At 64.2% G+C, this 18,672-nt stretch carries 19 protein-coding genes and 1 tRNA gene; 18 read left to right on the plus strand and 2 right to left on the minus strand.

Annotated elements, in window-relative coordinates:
- Positions 1–86 precede the first annotated feature (86 nt).
- Together carB and greA are read left to right on the plus strand one after the other, a co-directional pair.
- Positions 87–3,317, plus strand: a complete 3,231-nt coding sequence (carB, locus tag NX068_RS03350) for a carbamoyl-phosphate synthase large subunit (RefSeq protein WP_263459884.1) — start codon at positions 87–89, stop codon at positions 3,315–3,317.
- The gene (gene greA / locus NX068_RS03355) at positions 3,314–3,790 is read left to right on the plus strand and encodes a transcription elongation factor GreA (RefSeq protein WP_263459885.1); all 477 of its coding nucleotides are present in this window, start codon (positions 3,314–3,316) and stop codon (positions 3,788–3,790) included. The genes carB and greA overlap by 4 nt, the downstream gene beginning before the upstream one ends.
- A 69-nt stretch (positions 3,791–3,859) precedes the next feature.
- Here greA and yhbY read toward each other — a convergent pair whose 3' ends face one another.
- Entirely contained in the window at positions 3,860–4,315 is a 456-nt protein-coding gene (yhbY, locus tag NX068_RS03360; RefSeq protein ID WP_263459886.1) for a ribosome assembly RNA-binding protein YhbY, read from the minus strand.
- 90 nt (positions 4,316–4,405) lie between these two features.
- Here yhbY and NX068_RS03365 point away from each other — a divergent pair, with 90 nt between their 5' ends.
- The 8 genes from NX068_RS03365 (at position 4,406) to pstB (ending at position 13,279) form a co-directional block, all read left to right on the plus strand.
- The gene (locus NX068_RS03365) at positions 4,406–5,026 is read left to right on the plus strand and encodes an RlmE family RNA methyltransferase (RefSeq protein ID WP_263459887.1); all 621 of its coding nucleotides are present in this window, start codon (positions 4,406–4,408) and stop codon (positions 5,024–5,026) included.
- A gap of 114 nt (positions 5,027–5,140) precedes the next feature.
- Positions 5,141–7,033, plus strand: a complete 1,893-nt coding sequence (gene ftsH / locus NX068_RS03370; protein WP_263459888.1) for an ATP-dependent zinc metalloprotease FtsH — start codon at positions 5,141–5,143, stop codon at positions 7,031–7,033.
- 67 nt (positions 7,034–7,100) lie between these two features.
- Entirely contained in the window at positions 7,101–7,931 is an 831-nt protein-coding gene (folP, locus tag NX068_RS03375) for a dihydropteroate synthase (protein WP_263459889.1), read from the plus strand.
- A gap of 56 nt (positions 7,932–7,987) precedes the next feature.
- A complete protein-coding gene (gene glmM / locus NX068_RS03380) occupies positions 7,988–9,340 on the plus strand; it encodes a phosphoglucosamine mutase (protein ID WP_263459890.1) in 1,353 nt (450 codons plus the stop codon).
- A 141-nt stretch (positions 9,341–9,481) separates the two neighbouring features.
- Positions 9,482–10,525 (plus strand): phosphate ABC transporter substrate-binding protein PstS, encoded by a 1,044-nt coding sequence (pstS, locus tag NX068_RS03385; protein WP_263459891.1) that lies wholly within the window; start codon positions 9,482–9,484, stop codon positions 10,523–10,525.
- Between the two features lie 114 nt (positions 10,526–10,639).
- Entirely contained in the window at positions 10,640–11,602 is a 963-nt protein-coding gene (gene pstC / locus NX068_RS03390; RefSeq protein WP_263459892.1) for a phosphate ABC transporter permease PstC, read from the plus strand.
- Between the two features lie 13 nt (positions 11,603–11,615).
- Positions 11,616–12,458, plus strand: coding sequence for a phosphate ABC transporter permease PstA (gene pstA, locus NX068_RS03395; RefSeq protein WP_263459893.1), 843 nt, complete (start codon positions 11,616–11,618; stop codon positions 12,456–12,458).
- 56 nt (positions 12,459–12,514) lie between these two features.
- Positions 12,515–13,279 (plus strand): phosphate ABC transporter ATP-binding protein PstB, encoded by a 765-nt coding sequence (pstB, locus tag NX068_RS03400; RefSeq protein ID WP_263459894.1) that lies wholly within the window; start codon positions 12,515–12,517, stop codon positions 13,277–13,279.
- A 211-nt stretch (positions 13,280–13,490) separates the two neighbouring features.
- Here pstB and NX068_RS03405 read toward each other — a convergent pair whose 3' ends face one another.
- Positions 13,491–13,736 (minus strand): DUF2789 domain-containing protein, encoded by a 246-nt coding sequence (locus NX068_RS03405; RefSeq protein WP_263459895.1) that lies wholly within the window; start codon positions 13,734–13,736, stop codon positions 13,491–13,493.
- 276 nt (positions 13,737–14,012) lie between these two features.
- Between NX068_RS03405 and tpiA the strand changes: the two genes are divergently transcribed.
- From tpiA to nuoE, 8 genes are all read left to right on the plus strand, one after another.
- The gene (tpiA, locus tag NX068_RS03410; RefSeq protein WP_263460182.1) at positions 14,013–14,744 is read left to right on the plus strand and encodes a triose-phosphate isomerase; all 732 of its coding nucleotides are present in this window, start codon (positions 14,013–14,015) and stop codon (positions 14,742–14,744) included.
- Between the two features lie 30 nt (positions 14,745–14,774).
- Positions 14,775–15,134, plus strand: coding sequence for a preprotein translocase subunit SecG (gene secG, locus NX068_RS03415; protein WP_263459896.1), 360 nt, complete (start codon positions 14,775–14,777; stop codon positions 15,132–15,134).
- Between the two features lie 65 nt (positions 15,135–15,199).
- Positions 15,200–15,284 (plus strand) — tRNA-Leu (locus NX068_RS03420).
- Positions 15,285–15,385: 101 nt separating this feature from the next.
- The gene (gene ndhC / locus NX068_RS03425; RefSeq protein WP_263459897.1) at positions 15,386–15,760 is read left to right on the plus strand and encodes an NADH-quinone oxidoreductase subunit A; all 375 of its coding nucleotides are present in this window, start codon (positions 15,386–15,388) and stop codon (positions 15,758–15,760) included.
- A 3-nt stretch (positions 15,761–15,763) separates the two neighbouring features.
- On the plus strand, positions 15,764–16,240 hold the full coding sequence (locus tag NX068_RS03430) for a NuoB/complex I 20 kDa subunit family protein (RefSeq protein WP_068634794.1): 477 nt from the start codon (positions 15,764–15,766) through the stop codon (positions 16,238–16,240).
- Positions 16,241–16,254: 14 nt separating this feature from the next.
- Complete coding sequence (locus NX068_RS03435; RefSeq protein WP_263459898.1) at positions 16,255–16,860, plus strand: NADH-quinone oxidoreductase subunit C; 606 nt, start codon at positions 16,255–16,257, stop codon at positions 16,858–16,860.
- Positions 16,853–18,106 (plus strand): NADH-quinone oxidoreductase subunit D, encoded by a 1,254-nt coding sequence (locus NX068_RS03440; protein WP_263459899.1) that lies wholly within the window; start codon positions 16,853–16,855, stop codon positions 18,104–18,106. The genes NX068_RS03435 and NX068_RS03440 overlap by 8 nt, the downstream gene beginning before the upstream one ends.
- 77 nt (positions 18,107–18,183) lie before the next feature.
- A complete protein-coding gene (gene nuoE, locus NX068_RS03445) occupies positions 18,184–18,663 on the plus strand; it encodes an NADH-quinone oxidoreductase subunit NuoE (protein WP_004333791.1) in 480 nt (159 codons plus the stop codon).
- The last annotated feature ends 9 nt before the right edge of the window (positions 18,664–18,672 follow it).

Consider the following 18,672-nt stretch of genomic DNA (forward strand, 5'->3'; position numbering starts at 1 on the left):
GGCGGCCGCCGGGATCGTCCCCGCGGCGCCCTCACTGTTCGACGCCGGCGCCCTCCGCCGGGTCAAGGAATCATCGAGGCAAGACAATGCCGAAACGTACCGACATAAAGAGCATCCTCATCATCGGCGCAGGCCCGATCGTCATCGGTCAGGCCTGCGAGTTCGACTACTCCGGCGCCCAGGCCTGCAAGGCGCTGCGCGAAGAAGGTTACAAGGTCATCCTGGTGAACTCGAACCCGGCGACCATCATGACCGACCCGGAAACCGCCGACGTCACCTATATCGAGCCGATCACCTGGCAGGTGGTCGAGCGCATCATCGAGAAGGAGCGCCCCGACGCCATCCTGCCGACCATGGGCGGGCAGACGGCGCTGAACTGCGCGCTCGACCTCGGCCGCCACGGCGTGCTGGCCAAGTACGGCGTCGAGCTGATCGGCGCCTCCGAAGAGGCCATCGACAAGGCCGAGGACCGCCTGAAGTTCAAGGACGCGATGACCAAGATCGGCCTCGGCTCGGCGCGCTCCGGCATCGCCCACAGCATGGAAGAGGCGCTGCAGGTGCAGGGCGGCATCGGTTTCCCGGTCATCATCCGCCCCAGCTTCACCCTCGGCGGCACCGGCGGCGGCATCGCCTACAACATGGAAGAGTTCCACGAGATCTGCAAGCGCGGTCTCGAAGCCAGCCCGACCAACGAACTGCTGATCGAAGAGTCGCTGCTGGGCTGGAAGGAATACGAGATGGAAGTCGTGCGCGACCGCGCCGACAACTGCATCATCGTCTGCTCGATCGAGAACCTCGACCCGATGGGCGTGCATACCGGCGACTCGATCACCGTCGCCCCGGCGCAGACGCTGACCGACAAGGAATACCAGATCCTGCGCAACGCCTCGATCGCGGTGCTGCGCGAGATCGGCGTCGACACCGGCGGTTCGAACGTGCAGTTCGCGATCAACCCGAAGGACGGCCGCATGATCGTCATCGAGATGAACCCGCGCGTGTCGCGTTCATCGGCGCTGGCGTCCAAGGCCACCGGCTTCCCGATCGCCAAGGTCGCGGCCAAGCTGGCAGTCGGCTACACGCTGGACGAGCTCAAGAACGACATCACCGGCGGTGCCACGCCGGCCTCCTTCGAGCCCTCGATCGACTACGTCGTCACCAAGATTCCGCGCTTCGCCTTCGAGAAGTTCCCGCAGGCCAACGACCGCCTGACCACCCAGATGAAGTCGGTCGGCGAAGTCATGGCGATGGGGCGCAGCTTCCAGGAATCCTTCCAGAAGGCGCTGCGCGGCCTCGAAGTCGGCGTCTATGGCCTGGACGAGATCGAGGCCGATGCCGAGGATCTGGAGCGCGAACTGGCCAGCCCCGGGCCGGAACGCATCTGGTACGTCGGCCAGGCTTTCCGCGAAGGCATGAGCCAGGAGCAGGTGTTCAACCTGAGCAAGATCGATCCCTGGTTCCTGGCCCAGATCGAGGACATCGTGCTGTCCGAGAAGGCGCTGGCAGGCCGCTCGCTGAAGGCCCTGCAGGCCGCCGAACTGCGCGAGCTGAAGCGCAAGGGCTTCTCCGACCGCCGCCTGGCGAAGCTGCTCAACACCGACGAGACCGCGGTGCGCCTGCATCGCCACGCGCTGGGCGTGCGTCCGGTGTTCAAGCGCGTCGATACCTGCGCGGCCGAGTTCGCGACCTCGACCGCCTACATGTACTCGTCCTACGAGGAAGAGTGCGAAGCCAGGCCGACCGACAAGAAGAAGATCATGGTGCTGGGCGGCGGGCCGAACCGCATCGGCCAGGGCATCGAGTTCGACTACTGCTGCGTGCATGCCGCGCTCGCGCTGCGCGAGGACGGCTACGAGACCATCATGGTCAACTGCAATCCCGAAACCGTGTCGACCGACTACGACACCTCGGACCGCCTGTATTTCGAGCCGATCACGCTGGAAGACATCCTCGAGATCGTGCATATCGAGAAGCCGGTCGGCGTCATCGTCCAGTTCGGCGGCCAGACGCCGCTGAAGCGCGCCAAGGCGCTGGAAGAGAACGGTGTGCCGATCATCGGCACCACGCCGGACATGATCGACGCCGCCGAGGACCGCGAGCGCTTCCAGAAGCTGCTGACCGACCTCGGCCTCAAGCAGCCGCCCAACCGCACTGCGCGCACGCCGGAAGAGGCCGTGCGCCTGGCGGCCGAGATCGGCTATCCGCTGGTGGTGCGCCCGAGCTACGTGCTCGGCGGCCGCGCGATGGAAATCGTCCATGAGCAGAAGGATCTCGAGCGCTACATGCGCGAGGCGGTGAAGGTCTCCAACGAATCGCCGGTGCTGCTCGACCGCTTCCTCAACGACGCCACCGAAGTCGACGTCGATGCCTTGTCCGACGGCCAGCAGGTCATCATCGGCGGCATCATGGAGCACATCGAGCAGGCGGGCGTGCATTCGGGCGATTCGGCCTGCTCGCTGCCGCCGTACACGCTGTCGGCCAGGCTGCAGGACGAGCTGCGCCGCCAGACCGAGGCGATGGCGCGCGCGCTCAATGTCGTCGGCCTGATGAACGTGCAGTTCGCCATCCAGGGCGAGGGCGACAACGCCGTCGTTTATGTGCTGGAAGTGAACCCGCGCGCGTCCCGTACCGTGCCCTTCGTCTCCAAGGCCTGCTCGCTGCCGCTGGCCAAGGTCGCGGCGCGCTGCATGGCCGGCCAGAGCCTGGCCAGCCAGGGCGTGGCCGGCGAGATCGTGCCGCCGTACTACTCGGTCAAGGAAGCGGTGTTCCCCTTCGTCAAGTTCCCGGGCGTCGACACCATCCTCGGCCCCGAGATGAAGTCCACCGGCGAAGTCATGGGTGTCGGCCGCAACTTCGGCGAAGCTTTCGTCAAGAGCCAGATCGGTGCCGGCGTCAGGCTGCCGACCGGCGGCACCGCCTTCATCAGCGTCAAGCCGAGCGACCGGCCGGTGGCGATCGAAGTCGCACGGGAGCTGCGCGAGCTGGGCTTCTCGCTCGTCGCCACCCGCGGCACGGCCTCGGTGATCGAAGCGGCGGGCATTCCTGTTGCGGTGGTCAACAAGGTCAATGAAGGCCGTCCGCACATCGTCGACATGATCAAGAACCAGGAAGTCACGCTGGTGATCAACACCGTCGAGGAGAAGCGCCAGGCGATCACCGATTCGCGCTCGATCCGCACCAGCGCGCTGGCGGCCAAGCTCACCATCTTCACCACGATCGAGGGTGCGCGCGCGGCCTGCATGGGCATGCGCCAGATGGCCGCAGGGCTGGATGTCTATTCGGTGCAGGCGCTGCACGCCGAGCTGGCGGGTGAAGCATGAACAAGATTCCGCTGACCGTCGCCGGCGCGGAGAAGCTGCGCGAGGAGCTCCACCGTCTGAAGACGGTGGAGCGTCCTAGCGTCATTGCTGCGATCGCCGAAGCACGCTCGCACGGCGATCTGTCCGAAAACGCCGAGTACGATGCCGCCAAGGAGCGCCAGGGCTTCATCGAAGGGCGCATCATGGAAGTCGAGGGCAAGCTGTCGCATGCCCAGATCATCGATCCCAAGCTGCTCGACGCGGATGGGCGCTGTGTGTTCGCTTCGACCGTGGAGCTCGAGGATCTCGACGCCGGCCAGGTGGTGACCTACCAGATCGTTGGTGAGGACGAGGCCGACATCAAGGAAGGCAAGATCTCGGTGAGCTCGCCGATCGCGCGTGCGCTGATCGGCAAGTACGCCGGCGACATCGCCGAAGTGCAGGCGCCGGGCGGCGTGCGCGAGTACGAAATCCTGGACGTGCGCTACGAGTGAGGGGAGATGGAGGCGGTCTTGCGGCCGCCCCCTCGGCTTGGCCCTTGCGTCCGTACGGTCGGATCGGGCTCAGCGGCCGCGGCTGCTCTTTGCTGGTCCCCGGCTGGACGGGGTGCGTGCAGGGGAGCGGCGGGATTCGGCGCTTGCCTTCGCCAGTGCGGCACGGCGAGCGGCTGCCGCGAACGCCGCGGCCGATTTCGCCGTGGAGGCGCGCGCAGTGTTTTTCGGTGCGGTGGGCGCTGCAGCCTTTTCCTCGCGCCGTTCGCGCCAGACGACGAGAATGTTGCCGATGTGCTGGACCGGCGCTGCATCGAGGGCTTCGCACAATTCCTTCATCAACTCGTCGCGCTGCTCCCGTTCGGCGCCCTGGACTTTCACCTTGATGAGTTCGTGGGCCTGCAGCGAGCGCTCGATTTCGGCGAGAACGGCAGGTGCGAGTCCGTTGCCGGCGATCGTGACGACGGGGTTGAGATGATGGGCTCGGGCGCGCAGGTCGCGGCGCTGAACCGGGGTGAGTTCGACCATTGGATGTCTCTGGATGCTTGAAGCTTCGGGCCCGCGATTCTACTCCTACTCTGATGGGGACGGCTTTCTGAGCGACGTCTTTCCAAGCCGATGAAAAAGAACAAGACAAGCCGTGCCTGGGTGCACGACCACGTGAACGATCCCTACGTCCAGCGCGCCCAAGCCGACGGCTATCGCGCGCGCGCGGCCTACAAGCTGCTGGAGGTCGACGAGCGCGACCATCTGCTGAAGCCGGGTGCGGTGGTGGTCGATCTCGGTTCGACGCCCGGCTCGTGGTGCCAGGTCGCGGTCAAGCGCTGCGGACCGAAGGGGCGGGTGTTCGCGCTCGACATCCTGCCGATGGAAGCCGTGCCCGGGGTGGATTTCCTGCATGGCGACTTCACCGAAGACGCGGTGCTGGAGGCGCTCGAAGCCCGGCTCGACGGGGCGAAAGTCGATGTCGTGCTGTCGGACATGGCGCCGAACCTGAGCGGTGTGGCGGCGGTCGATCAGGCGCGCTCGATCCATCTGTGCGAACTGGCGCTCGATTTCGCCGTGCGCCACCTGAAGCCGGGCGGGCAATTCCTCGTCAAGGTCTTTCAGGGCGAGGGTTTCATGGACTATCGCAAGCAGATGGAAGCCGCATTCTCATCGGTCCAGGTGCGCAAGCCGAAGGCCTCGCGTGACCGCAGCGCCGAAGTCTATCTGCTGGGCAAGGGGCTGCGTACTTGAGCGTGTCCGTGATTGAGCCGGGTAATCGTTGCCATTGGTTTGCCCGGGGGAACGTTCGGCACTAGAATCGGTCAGTCGCGTACATGGCCGCAATGGCTTTTGAGGAACGGAACGTTGAACAATTTATTCAAAAACCTCGCGATCTGGATGGTCATAGGCGTCGTACTGATGACTGTGTTCAACCAGTTCAACACCCGCCAGGCCACGCCGAATACGATGGAGTATTCCCAGTTTCTGGAAGAGGCGAAGGCGGGGCGCATCGCCAAGGCGACGATCGACGGCCGCATGGTGAAGGCGACCACCCAGGAAGGGCGGATGATCACCGTCTATACGCCTGGCGTGCAGGACATCTGGATGGTGTCGGATCTGATGAAGTACGGTGTGCAGATCAACGCATCCAAGCCGGAAGAGGAGCAGTCCTTCCTCGCCAGCGTGTTCGTCTCATGGTTCCCGATGCTGCTGCTGATCGGCGTGTGGATATTCTTCATGCGCCAGATGCAGGGCGGCGGCAAGGGCGGCGCGTTCTCGTTCGGCAAGAGCAAGGCGCGCATGCTCGACGAATCGGCCAACAACATCACCTTTGCCGACGTCGCCGGCTGTGACGAAGCCAAGGAAGAGGTTGCCGAACTGGTCGAGTTCCTGCGCGACCCGTCCAAATTCCAGAAGCTCGGCGGCCGCATCCCCAAGGGCGTGCTGATGGTCGGCTCGCCGGGTACCGGCAAGACCCTGCTCGCCAAGGCGATCGCGGGCGAAGCCAAGGTGCCGTTCTTCTCGATCTCGGGTTCGGATTTCGTCGAGATGTTCGTCGGCGTCGGTGCCGCACGCGTGCGCGACATGTTCGAGCAGGCCAAGAAGCAGGCGCCCTGCATCATCTTCATCGACGAAATCGACGCGGTCGGTCGCCAGCGTGGTGCCGGGCTCGGTGGCGGCAACGACGAGCGCGAACAGACGCTGAACCAACTGCTGGTCGAAATGGACGGCTTCGAAGGCCAGACCGGCGTGATCGTGATCGCCGCGACCAACCGCCCCGACGTGCTCGATCCGGCGCTGCTGCGCCCTGGCCGCTTCGACCGCCAGGTCGTCGTGGCGCTGCCCGACATCCGCGGCCGCGAGCAGATCCTGAAAGTCCATATGCGCAAGGTGCCGATCGCACCCGACGTCGATGCACAGGTGCTGGCACGCGGCACGCCGGGTTTTGCCGGCGCCGATCTGGCCAACCTGGTCAATGAAGCCGCCTTGTTCGCCGCCCGCGCCAACAAGCGCCTGGTGGACATGGACGACTTCGAGCGTGCCAAGGACAAGATCATGATGGGCGCCGAGCGCCGCTCGGTGGTGATGCCCGAAGAGGAACGCCGCAACACCGCCTACCACGAATCCGGCCACGCGGTGGTTGCGCGCCTGCTCGACAAGACCGATCCGGTGCACAAGGTCACGATCATCCCGCGCGGCCGTGCGCTGGGCGTGACGATGCAACTGCCGACCGAGGATCGCTACAGCCAGGATCGCGAGCGCCTGCTGCAGACGATCGCCGTGCTGTTCGGCGGCCGGATCGCCGAAGAGATCTTCATGAAGCAGATGACGACCGGCGCATCCAACGACTTTGCCCGCGCGACCGATCTGGCCCGCCGCATGGTCACGCAGTGGGGCATGTCCGATACCCTCGGGCCGATGGTGTATGGCGAAGAGGAAGGCGAGATCTTCCTCGGCCGCCAGGTGACGACGCATCGCAACGTTTCCGAGGCGACCATGCAGAAGGTGGACGCCGAGATTCGCAGCATCATCGATCAGCAATATGCCTTGGCGCGTCGCCTGCTGGAAGAGAACAGCGACAAGGTCGAAGCGATGACCAAGGCGCTGCTGGAATGGGAAACCATCGATGCCGAGCAGGTGAACGACATCATGGCGGGCCGTCCGCCGCGCCCGCCCAAGCCGCTGGCGTCGCCGCCCAGCCGCCCGACCGACGACGCGCCGGGTGCGGCGCCGACGGCGCCGGCGCCGGCTGCCTGATGGCCTCAGCCTGATCCTCGAAACCCGACGGGCCGGACTTCCGGCCCGTTTTCTTTGGTGAGCAAGCATGTCGATCGTTCAGTGCGGACGTTTCCGCCTCGACCTTTCCCGGCCGCGGGTGATGGCGATCATCAACCTGACGGACGATTCCTTCAGCGGCGATGGCCTTCGGGGGGATGTGTCCGCAGCCCTGACATCCGCGGAGCAGGCGCTCGACCAGGGCGCCGACATGCTGGACATCGGCGCGGAGTCGTCGCGCCCGGGGGCGGAACCCGCGCCGGAGGAGCTGGAGCGGGAGCGCGTGCTGAGTTTCATCGAGCAGGCCCGTGGCTGGAACGTCCCGCTGTCCGTCGACACGATGAAGCCGGCGGTGATGCGGGCGGCCCTCGAAGCCGGCGCCGACATGATCAACGACATCAACGCGTTTTGCGCGCCCGGGGCGATCGAGGCCGTCGTCGGCAGCCAGGCTGGCTTGTGCGTCATGCACATGCAGGGAGAGCCGCGCACGATGCAGCACGATCCCCGCTACGACGACGTGGTCGATGAGGTCAGGCGCTTCCTCGGCCAGCGCGTGCAGGCGCTGCAGGCGGCCGGTGTGGCGAGCGAGCGGATCGTGCTCGATCCGGGCTTCGGTTTCGGCAAGCGGGTCGAACACAACTATGCCTTGCTGCGCGAGCTGGAGCATTTTTGCGCGGATGGTTTTGCGGTGCTGGCCGGCCTGTCGCGCAAATCGATGCTGGGCGCGGTGACGGGCCGCGGCGTCGCGGAGCGGATGCCGGCGAGCGTCGCCGCGGCCCTGATTGCCGTGCAGCGCGGCGCGAGCATCGTGCGTGTCCATGACGTGGGGCCGACCTGCGATGCGATCAGGATCTGGCATGCAGTGCGTGGCATGTCCTGAGCGATCGCCTGCGTCCGGTGTCATAATCCGTGCTTTGTGAATCAGCCGGAGTGATGATGGGGCGCAAGTATTTCGGTACCGATGGTGTGCGGGGCAAGGTCGGCGAGGCGCCGATCACGCCCGAGTTCGTGATGAAGCTGGGTTATGCGGCCGGTGTGACGCTGGTTGCGCGCGAAAAACTGCCTGCCGGCGAGCGCCCGGCCGTCCTCATCGGCAAGGACACGCGGGTTTCCGGCTACATGCTCGAAGCGGCGCTGGAAGCGGGTTTTGCCGCGGCAGGCGTCGACGTCATGCTGGCGGGTCCGATTCCGACGCCGGCCGTTGCCTACCTGACGCGGGCCTTGCGCCTGCAGGCCGGCGTGGTGATCTCGGCTTCGCACAACCCGTTCTACGACAACGGAATCAAGTTCTTTTCCGCGGGCGGAACCAAGCTGCCCGATGCCCTCGAAGCCGAAATCGAAGCCCATCTCGACGAACCGATGGGCTGTGTGGATTCTGCCCGCCTGGGCAGGGCGCGCCGGATCAGCGATGCTGCCGGGCGCTACATCGAGTTCTGCAAGAGCACCTTCCCGAACGAGCTGGATCTGCGCGGCATGCGAATCGCAGTCGACTGCGCCCACGGCGCCGCCTATCAGATCGCGCCGAGCGTGTTCCATGAGCTCGGCGCCGAAGTCCTGCCGGTCGGTGTCGAGCCGAACGGACTCAACATCAACGATGGCGTCGGTGCGACGAGACCGGAACATCTGTGCCAGGCTGTGCTGGCGCAAAAGGCGGACCTGGGGATCGCGCTCGACGGCGATGCCGACCGCCTGATCATGGTGGACCATCGCGGTGAAATCTACGACGGCGACAAGCTGCTGTACGTGGTCGCTGCGGCCCGGCACGCCGAAGGCAAGCTCGACGGCGTGGTCGGCACCTTGATGAGCAATCTGGGCTTCGAGCATGCGGTCGGCCGGCTCGGCGCGCCGTTCGCCCGCGCCAAGGTGGGCGACCGCTACGTGCTCGAGATGCTGCACGAACGCGGCTGGAAGCTGGGCGGCGAGAATTCGGGCCACATCATCTGCCTCGATCGCCACAGCACCGGCGACGGCATCGTCTCGGCGCTGCAGGTGCTGGCGGCGCTCAAGCAGCGAGGGGCGAGCCTCGCCGACGCCTGCGCCGATCTGGTGTTCTACCCGCAGAAACTCATCAACGTGCGACTGCCCGCCGGTTTCGACTGGCGTGCCGATACCGGCATCGCTGCGGCGCAGACCAGGGCGGAAGCGACGCTCGGCGACAGCGGCCGCGTGCTGCTGCGCCCGTCCGGCACCGAGCCGCTGCTGCGGGTGATGGTCGAAGGACGTGACGGTGAACTCGTCGAACGTCTGGCGCGTGAAATCGCCGACGTGGTGCAGCACGCGATCGCCTGATCGCGGAACGGTGCGGGGCATGCCCCGCACCGTCGTCTTCCGCTGCCGCGACCGGACGGTTTTTTTCCGTCCGGTGACATGAAACGCGGCTGTAACAATGCATTGTTACCTTAGGGGCCTGGTTTTCAACCCGAGGTAACGATGATGCGTTTCTCCACCAAGTTTGCTCTTGCCGCTTCTTCCGCCGTTCTGCTCGCCTTCAATGCACAGGCGGCCGACATCACCGGGGCGGGCGCGTCCTTTCCGGCACCGATCTACGCCAAGTGGGCCGACGCCTACCAGAAGGCTTCGGGCAACCGTGTGAATTATCAATCGATCGGCTCCGGTGGTGGCATTCGCCAGATCACCGCGAAGACGGTCGATTTCGGTGCCTCCGACATGCCGCTGACGCCGGAGAAGCTGGCCGAAGGCGGGCTGCAGCAGTTTCCCACGGTGATCGGCGCGGTCGTGCCGGTGGTGAATCTGCAGGGCATCAAGCCGGGCGACATGAAGCTGACCGGCGAAGTCCTGGCCCAGATCTACCAGGGCAAGATCAACAAGTGGAACGACCCGGCGCTGGTTGCGCTGAATCCTGGCCTGAACCTGCCGGATCAGGACATCGGCGTGGTGCGCCGCGCCGACGGTTCGGGTACGACCTTCGTCTTCACCAACTATCTGTCGAAGGTTTCCGCCGAGTGGAAGGACAAGATCGGCGAGGGCACTGCGGTGCAGTGGCCGGTCGGTCTGGGTGGCAAGGGCAACGAAGGCGTGTCGGCCTTCGTGCAGCGCCTGCCGGGCTCGATCGGCTATGTCGAGTATGCCTATGCCAAGCAGAACAAGCTGGCGCATGCCATCCTACAAAACAAGGACGGCCAGTTCGTCGAGCCGAGCAACGAGAGCTTCGCCGCCGCGGCTGAAGGCGCCGACTGGTCCAAGTCGGCTTTCTACGAGATCCTGACCAACCAGCCGGGTGCGAAGGCCTGGCCGATCACCAGCGCGACCTTCATCCTGATGCACAAGGTGCAGGACAAGCCGTCGCAGGCGGCCGAGGCGCTGAAGTTCTTCGATTGGGCCTATGCCAACGGCGGTGAGATGGCGCTCGAGCTCGAGTACATTCCGCTGCCGAAGGCCACCGTCGACCTGATTCGCGCCTCCTGGGGCGAGATGAAGGACGCTGCCGGCGCACCGATCCCTTACGCCAAGTAAGCGGGACTTCACCCCATGGTCCAACGTAGCCAACAGCCGGAGGCCCATGGGGCCTTTGGTGCTTCCGTCACTGCGGGAGGCGGCTCCCAGGCCGCCGCCCTTCCGGATGTTTCAATGCGAACGACCGAGTTCAAGTCTTCGGCGTCGAGAAGAGTCGGCGACAAGGTGTTCAGCAGCATGGCGAAATCCTTCGCCTGGCTGACGCTGATCCTGCTGGCGGGCATCGTCGTCGCGCTCATTTATGCTTCCTGGCCGAGCATCCAGGCTTTCGGCATCGGCTTCCTGTTCTCCGATGCCTGGAATCCGCCGATGGAGGATTTCGGTGCGCTGATTCCGATCTACGGCACGCTGGTCACCTCGGCGATTGCCTTGCTGATCGCAGTGCCGGTCAGCTTCGGCATCGCGCTGTTCCTGACCGAGCTTTCGCCGGCCTGGCTGCGCCGTCCGCTTGGTACCGCGATCGAGCTGCTCGCCGCGATTCCCAGCATCGTCTATGGCATGTGGGGCCTGCTGATCTTCGCGCCGATCTTCGCCCAGTACGTTCAGCCCGGGCTGCAGTCGTCGATCGGGCAGGTGCCGATCATCGGCAAGCTGTTTGCCGGTGCGCCGCTGGGTATCGGCCTGCTCTGTGCCGGCATCATCCTGGCGATCATGATCATCCCCTACATCGCCTCGGTCATGCGCGACGTGTTCGAGGTGACGCCGCCGATGCTGAAGGAGTCGGCCTACGGCGTCGGCTGCACGACCTGGGAGGTGATGTGGGGCGTGGTGCTGCCCTATACCAAGACCGGCGTGATCGGCGGCGTGATGCTGGGCCTCGGCCGCGCGCTGGGTGAGACGATGGCGGTGACCTTCGTCATCGGCAACACCAACTTTCTCAATTCCGCGTCGCTGTTCGAGCCCGGCAACAGCATCACCTCGGCGCTGGCGAACGAGTTCGCCGAAGCCGATCCGGGCCTGCATACCGCGGCGCTGATGGAACTCGGCCTGATCCTGTTTGCGATCACGCTGGTCGTGCTGATCGTTTCCAAACTGCTGCTGATGCGACTCGCCAAGGGCGAAGGCGCCAAGAGCTGAGCGAGTGACCGACATGAATCTGCTTGCAAGACGCAAACTCACCAACAAGGTCGCCCTGACCCTGTCCCTGTCGGCAATGGCCTTCGGCCTGTTCTGGCTGGCGTGGATCTTGTGGACGGTGTTCGATCTGGGGCTGTCCGGCCTGTCGGTCGCCCTGTTCACCGAGATGACGCCGCCCCCGGGCGCCGACAGCGGCGGCCTGCTCAACGCCATCATGGGCAGCCTGATCCTGGTGACGCTGGCGACCCTGCTCGGAACGCCGATCGGCATCCTGACCGGCGTGTACCTGGCCGAGTATGGCCAGCATCACTGGCTGGGCAAGACCACCCGCTTCATCAACGACCTGCTGCTGTCGGCGCCGTCGATCGTCATCGGTCTGTTCGTCTATGCGGTGGTGGTGGCACAGACGGGCAAGTTCTCGGCCTGGTCGGGGGTGATCGCGCTGGCGCTGATCGTGCTGCCGGTCGTCGTGCGCACGACCGAGAACATGCTGCAGCTGATCCCCAACACCTTGCGCGAAGCTGCTTTTGCATTGGGCGCGCCGAAGAGCGTGGTGATCTCCAAGGTCACGCTGCGGGCGGCCCGCGCCGGCGTGCTGACCGGCGTGCTGCTGGCGGTGGCGCGGATCGCGGGTGAAACGGCGCCGCTGCTCTTCACCGCGCTGTCCAACCAGTTCTGGTCGCTGAACCTCAACGAACCGATGGCGAACCTGCCGGTGACCATCTTCAAGTTCGCCATGAGTCCCTTCACCAACTGGCAGGACCTGGCCTGGGCAGGTGTCTTCCTGATCACCATGGGCGTCCTGGTACTCAACATCATTGCCCGCGTCTTCCTGCGGGCCGAGAAGATCAACTAAGGATCCATTGCCAGCAATTCCGGGCCGGCAGCCGGCCCGCGACTGGAGAAGAACATATGCAGATCAACGACGCGCAAATCGAATTCAAGGACTTCAACTTCTACTACGGCAAGTTCCATGCGCTGAAGAACATCAACTTCAAGATGGCGCGGCACAAATGCACCGCCTTCATCGGCCCGTCCGGCTGCGGCAAATCGACGCTGCTGCGCACGATCAACCGCATGTACGATCTTTATCCCGAGCAGCGCGCCGAAGGCCATTTGCTGCTCGACGGCCGCAATCTGCTGGGCTCGGACATCGACGTCAGCGTGCTGCGCGCCAAGATCGGCATGGTCTTCCAGAAGCCGACGCCGTTTCCGATGTCGATCTACGACAACATCGCCTTCGGCGTGAAGCTGCATGAAAGGCTGTCGTCGAAGGACATGGACGATCGCGTGGAGTGGGCGTTGCGCAAGGCGGCGCTGTGGGACGAGGTCAAGGACAAGCTCCACCAGAGCGGCATGAGCCTGTCGGGCGGCCAGCAGCAGCGCCTGTGCATCGCCCGCGGCATCGCGGTGAAGCCCGAAGTCATCCTGCTCGACGAGCCGACGTCGGCGCTCGATCCGATCTCGACCGCACGCATCGAGGAGCTGGTCGACGAACTGAAGACCGAGTTCACCATCATCATCGTCACCCACAACATGCAGCAGGCGGCACGGATCTCGGACTACACCGCCTACATGTACCTTGGCGAAATGGTCGAGTTCGGCGTCACCGACGAGTTGTTCGTGAAGCCGAAGAAGAAGGAAACCGAGGACTACATCACCGGCCGCTTCGGCTGAACGGACGAGGGCGGCCTGGCCGCCCTTTTTCAATGCCCGGCCACTCCGAGGCAAAAGCGCTCCCTCGGGGGGTGGAGGGGTTTCGCGGAGTACTGCTCCGCGGCTAACGGGCCAGCCGTGCAAAGCCGGCCCTCTTGTGACTCGCGCAGCAGTGGGGCGTGGGGGCCTTCTTGTGCCCGGATGATGGCCAGCAGGTGCTGCCGGCCGCTGCCTATGCGGAATCGTTCCTGCGCAGCGCCGCGTTGAGCTGGTCGACGAGTTCGGCCCAATCGGCATCGTTCGCAAGCTGCTCTTGGAGAAATGCCGCCTGGCCCGTCGTCCAGAACGGCGCGTCGGGCAGCTTCACTTCGTCGGCGAGCGGCGCATGAGCGGCAATGAAGGCTTCGATCTCGGCGGTCGAGTTCGGCAGCCCGAGCTGGGCGAAAAGATCCTTCAAGACGTGCACTGGCTTTTCCATGGCGGTGCTCCTGCGGTGGCGAGTGACTCTCGTTCGGCAGACCTGGCACGGTTTGGTTCGTGTCCGGCGCGGTCCGGCATTCGCTACGGCGCACGCCGCCAGGCATCGGCGGGTGGGCGTGGTTCCAAGCATAGCGTCGACACGCGCGCCAGTGTGCCACCAGAGCGCGGGCGAAAGTGCGCCGCAGGGCAGGCCATTCGCGCCGATTTGCCGGCAGGTCGCCTGAGTCCTATAATCTTACGGTTTAGCCTTCTGCGTCAGCATGTCCGCACCATGATGAAAAAACTCGTCGCAGGCAACTGGAAGATGAACGGCAGCCTCGCTGCCAACGAAGCCCTGCTTGCGGCGCTTCGTCCGGTACCTGGGGTCGATGTCGCGCTGTGCGTTCCCTATCCCTATCTTGCCCAGCTGCAGCGTCATTCGTCGGGCTTCGAACTGGGGGCGCAGGACGTCAGCGAGTTTGCCGCGGGCGCCTACACGGGCGAAGTCAGCGCGGCGATGCTCGTGGACTTCGGCTGCCGTTACGTGATCGTGGGCCATTCCGAGCGGCGGGCCTTGTTCAGCGAGGATGATCTGACCGTCGCCCGCAAGGCCTCGTCGGCCTTGTCGGCCGGGCTGGTGCCGATCGTCTGCGTGGGCGAGACGCTGGACGAGCGCGAGGCGGGTAAAGTGACGGTCGTCATCACGCGCCAGCTTGCTGCGGTGGCCGGGCTGCTTGGCCGGGAAGGGCTGAGCCGGCTGGTGCTGGCTTACGAGCCGGTCTGGGCGATCGGCACCGGGCGTTCGGCCACGGCGGAACAGGCCGAAGAAGTCCATGCTGCGATGCGCGGCTGGCTGACGGAGCAGGGCGTCGATGCGGGCGTCATCCGCATCCTGTATGGCGGCAGCGTGAAGCCCGACAATGCGGCGGAGCTTTTCGCGATGCCGAACGTGGACGGCGGGCTGATCGGCGGTGCGTCGCTGGTCGCCGATGATTTCATGGCCATCTGCCGGGCGGCAGGGGTCTGAGTTTTCAACGAAGTTCTTTTAGGGTTTGTGATGGGTGACTATCTTTTCTCTCTCGTGCTGACCGTCCATGTGCTGGTCGGCCTCGGCGTGATCGGCCTGGTCCTGATGCAGCATGGGAAAGGGGCCGATATGGGGGCCGCGTTCGGCAGTGGTTCGTCGGGCAGCCTGTTCGGTTCGTCCGGTTCGGCGAACTTCCTCAGCCGCACGACGGCAGTGCTGGCGACGGCCTTCTTCCTGACCAGTCTGGGGCTGAGCTACCTCGCCAACGACAAGCCGGCAGCGCCGTCGAGCATCATGGAAGGCGTGCAGGTGCAGCCGTCGCAGGATGCCGTCCCCGCCGTGCCGCCGGTGCCGGCCGACGACTCCGCAGCGCAGGCCATCCCCAAATAAATACGCATCCGGCTGTTTGCTCGCTGCGTAAAAAATCGTATAATCGCTTGGCTTTGAAACAAAGTGCCGACGTGGTGAAATTGGTAGACACGCTATCTTGAGGGGGTAGTGGCGAAAGCCGTATGAGTTCGAGTCTCATCGTCGGCACCATGATTACGGAGAGCGCCCGCTATTGCGGGCGTTCCTATGCAGAGCAGCCAAAACAATAATGACAGCGCTCCTGCTGTCGAATTTGCTAGGGGGTTTTGAACATGCTGGAAAATTACTTTCCTGTTCTGATGTTCATGCTCGTGGGACTGGGTTTCGGTGTTGCTCCTGTGCTTCTTGGGCGGATCGTTGCTCCCTACCGTCCCGACAGCGAGAAGCTCTCCCCGTACGAGTGCGGCTTCGAGGCGTTCGAGGACGCCCGCATGAAGTTCGACGTTCGCTACTATCTGATCGCCATTCTCTTCATTCTGTTCGATCTGGAAATCGCCTTCCTGTTTCCGTGGGCGACGGTTTTCCAGGAATTCATCGCTGCCGGCGAGCATGTCTGGTTCGTGTTCGGTTCGGTGATGGTCTTTCTTGCGATTCTGGTTATCGGATACATCGTCGAGTGGAAGAACGGTGCGCTCGACTGGGAGTAAGGCATGAGCATTGAGGGTGTCTTCCGCGAAGGTTTCGTCACGACTTCGCTCGACGCGGTCATCAACTGGACGCGCACCGGCTCGTTGTGGCCGATGACTTTCGGTCTGGCCTGCTGTGCGGTCGAGATGATTCATGCCGGCTGTGCCCGGTATGACCTGGACCGTTTCGGCGTGGTGTTCCGGCCGAGTCCCCGCCAGTCCGACCTGATGATTGTGGCCGGTACCTTGTGCAACAAGATGGCGCCCGCGTTGCGCAAGGTGTACGACCAGATGGCCGAGCCGCGCTGGGTCATTTCGATGGGGTCCTGTGCCAATGGCGGCGGGTACTACCACTATTCCTATTCGGTCGTGCGTGGCTGCGACCGCATCGTGCCGGTCGATGTCTATGTGCCGGGCTGTCCGCCCACGGCCGAGGCCTTGCTCTACGGCATTCTCCAGCTTCAGAACAAGATCAAGCGCACGAACACGATCGCGCGTTGACAGGTGCCCCAGACATGAGTGCCAAGCTTGAACGCCTGAGTCAGAAGCTGCGTGACGTATTCGGTGAAACGCTGCAGTCCCTGGTTGTCGACTGTGGGGAAGTGACGATCGAGGTCGCTGCCACCGATTATCTGAACGTCGCCCGAACGCTCCGCGACCACGAAGACCTGCATTTCGAGCAGCTGATCGACATCTCGGGTCTCGACTATTCCACCTACGGCAATGCAGACTGGGAGGGCAGGCGCTTCGCTTCGGCCGCGCATCTGACCTCCATTCGCCACAACTGGCGCCTGCGCCTGCGGGTGTTTGCCGACGACGATGCCTTCCCGGTGCTGGATTCGGTCGTGGATGTCTGGCCGAGCGCCAACTGGTTCGAGCGTGAGTCCTTCGACCTGTACGGCATCATGTATGCCGGCCACCCCGATCTGCGCCGCATCCTGACCGACTACGGCTTCGTCGGACATCCGTTCCGCAAGGATTTCCCGGTTTCGGGTTACGTCGAAATGCGCTACGACCCGGAGCAGGGCAGGGTCGTCTATCAGCCGGTCACCATCGAGCCGCGCGAGAATACGCCGCGCATCGTGCGCGAAGAGAACTACGGGGACGTCGGCCATGGCTGAGATCCGCAACTACACGATCAACTTCGGTCCGCAGCACCCGTCGGCCCACGGCGTGCTGCGTCTGGTGCTCGAACTCGACGGCGAAGTCGTCGAGCGCGCCGATCCGCACATCGGCCTGCTGCACCGCGGTACCGAGAAGCTTGCCGAAACGCGCACCTGGGTCCAGTCGGTGCCGTACATGGACCGCCTCGACTACGTGTCGATGATGTGCAACGAGCACGCCTACTGTATGGCCATCGAGCGCCTGCTCGGCGTCGAGGTGCCGGAGCGGGCGCAGTACATCCGCGTGATGTTCGACGAGATCACGCGCATCCTGAACCACCTGCTCAACATCGGCACCCACGCGCTCGACATCGGCGCGATGACGATGGTGCTCTACACCTTCCGCGAGCGCGAAGACCTGATGGACGTCTATGAGGCGGTCTCGGGCGCACGGATGCACGCGGCGTATTACCGGCCGGGCGGCGTCTATCGCGACCTGCCGGACCGGATGCCGAAGTACGAGGTCAACAAGTTCCGCAACGAGAAGACGGTGCGCGAGCTCAATGCTTCACGCGACGGCTCGATGCTCGACTTCATCGAGGACTTCACCAACCGCTTCCCGACCTATTGCGACGAGTACGAGACCCTGCTGACCGACAACCGGATCTGGAAGCAGCGTACCGTGGGCATCGGCGTGGTGTCGCCCGAGCAGGCGCTTGCCTGGGGCTTCACCGGTCCGATGCTGCGTGGTTCCGGCATCGCCTGGGACCTGCGCAAGAAGCAGCCCTATGAAGTCTACGACCGCATGGATTTCGACATCCCCATCGGCAAGAACGGCGACTGCTACGATCGCTACCTGTGCCGCATGGAGGAAATGCGCCAGTCGAACCGCATCGTCAAGCAGTGCGTGGACTGGCTGCGCAAGAATCCCGGCCCGGTCATCACGGACAACCACAAGGTGGCGCCGCCTTCCCGCGAGGACATGAAGTCCAACATGGAAGAGCTGATCCACCACTTCAAGCTGTTCACCGAAGGCATCCATGTGCCCAAGGGCGAGGTCTATGCCGCGGTCGAGCACCCGAAGGGCGAGTTTGGCGTGTATGCGGTCTCGGACGGCGCGAACAAGCCGTATCGCCTCAAGCTGCGGGCACCGGGCTTCGCGCACCTCGCGGCGATGGACGACATGACCCGCGGACACATGATCGCGGACGTCGTCGCCATCATCGGTACGATGGATGTCGTGTTCGGCGAGATCGACCGCTGAGGTCGGACCGCTTCCCGCGCCATGGGCGTGACATCGGCTAACAAGAGTCGGCAGGCTATCCGGAAGATCAAAACGAAATGCTGAGCCAGGAATCCTTGCAACAGATCGATCGAGAGATCGCCAAGTATCCACCAGACCAGAAGCAGTCTGCCGTGATGGCAGCGCTGCGCATCGCGCAGGTCGAGAAAGGGTGGCTGCCGAAGGAACTCATCGAGTTCGTTGCCCGCTATCTCGAGATGCCGCCGATCGCGGCCTACGAGGTGGCCAGCTTCTACAACATGTACGATCTCGAGCCGGTGGGACGCCACAAGATCACGGTGTGCACGAACCTGCCCTGTGCCTTGTCAGGCGGTGTCCATGCCGCCGAGTACGTCAAGCAGAAGCTGGGGATCGATTTCAACGAAACCACGCCCGACGGCAAGTTCACGCTGAAGGAAGGCGAGTGCATGGGTGCCTGTGGTGATGCGCCTGTACTGCTGGTGAACAACCACCAGATGTGCAGCTGGATGACCACGGAAAAGATCGACCAGATGCTGGCGGACCTGGACAAGAAATGAGCACGCAAG

Source organism: Thauera carbonicopians, from assembly GCF_025699485.1.
Taxonomy (GTDB): domain Bacteria; phylum Pseudomonadota; class Gammaproteobacteria; order Burkholderiales; family Rhodocyclaceae; genus Thauera.